This is a genomic window from Streptomyces sp. WELS2 (assembly GCF_013870595.1).
Taxonomy (GTDB): domain Bacteria; phylum Actinomycetota; class Actinomycetes; order Streptomycetales; family Streptomycetaceae; genus Streptomyces.
The window spans coordinates 1-1,164 of record NZ_JACBWZ010001312.1 but is presented as its reverse complement, the minus strand read 5'-3'; the positions used below and the strand labels follow the sequence as shown (position 1 = coordinate 1,164).

Here is a 1,164-nt window from a genome sequence, read left to right as displayed (position 1 = left end):
CGGCCGCACCACTGGCACCTGTCCGACCTGCTGCACCCGTTCCAGCGCAAGGCCGGCTGAGCGGAGCACCGGCCGGCCGGGGCATGCCCCTTTCGTAGGATCGGGGCATGCCTTCGAACGCCGGCCACAGCTCCAAGGGCGACGACAAGAACGCCGCGCCGCCGCTTCCGGTACCCCTGCGGGTGCCCGTCGCCGACTCCCACACCCACCTCGACATGCAGTCCGGCACGGTCGAGGAGGGCCTGGCGAAGGCGGCCTCGGTGGGTGTCACCACGGTCGTCCAGGTCGGCTGCGACATCGAGGGCTCGCGGTGGGCCGCCGAGACGGCGGCGGCCCACGAAAGCGTCCACGCGGCCGTCGCACTCCACCCCAACGAGGCACCGCGCATCGTCCACGGTGATCCCGATGGCTGGTCCCGGCAGGGGGCCCGGCAGCCCGGCGGCGACGCCGCGCTGGACGAGGCCCTCGCCGAGATCGACCGGCTGGCCGCGCTGCCGCACGTCAAGGGCGTCGGCGAGACGGGCCTGGACTACTTCCGCACCGGCCCCGAGGGCAAGGCCGCCCAGGAACGTTCCTTCCGGGCCCACATCGAGATCGCCAAGCGGCACGGCAAGGCACTCGTCATCCACGACCGCGACGCCCACGCCGACGTGCTGCGGATCCTGAAGGAGGAGGGCGCCCCCGAGCGCACGGTCTTCCACTGCTACTCCGGCGACGCCGGGATGGCCGGGATCTGCGCCCGCGAGGGCTACTTCATGTCCTTCGCCGGCAACGTCACCTTCAAGAACGCCCAGAACCTGCGGGACGCCCTCGCCGTCGCCCCGCTGGAACTGGTCCTGGTGGAGACCGACGCGCCGTTCCTCACCCCGGCGCCGTACCGCGGACGGCCGAACGCGCCGTATCTCGTCCCCGTCACGGTCCGCGCGATGGCCGCCGTACGCGGCATCGACGAGGACACGCTGGCGACGGCCCTGGCCGCGAACACCGCCCGCGCCTTCGACTACTGACCGTCACCATCACCTCGCCCGCCGCGCCGCTGCGTAGTCGCGCCGCTTTGGAGAGTGACCGGCGCTCCGCTAGGTTCTGGGGGCCCGATCCGGACCCCTCTGGCCCTCTGGAGCGTGTCGGCCGTGAGCAAGTCGCACTACGAGACGTATGAGGCGT

At 72.3% G+C, this 1,164-nt stretch carries 1 protein-coding gene; it reads left to right on the top strand.

The window, feature by feature from the left end; translation table 11 throughout:
• Positions 1-107 precede the first annotated feature (107 nt).
• Complete coding sequence (locus tag H5J33_RS35995; RefSeq protein WP_181798850.1) at positions 108-1,007, top strand: TatD family hydrolase; 900 nt, start codon at positions 108-110, stop codon at positions 1,005-1,007.
• Positions 1,008-1,164: the final 157 nt, after the last annotated feature.

Excerpts from the sequence above, each read along its gene's own strand:
- H5J33_RS35995 (WP_181798850.1), top strand. The coding sequence starts at position 108 with ATGCCTTCGAACGCCGGCCACAGCTCCAAGGGCGACGACAAGAACGCC.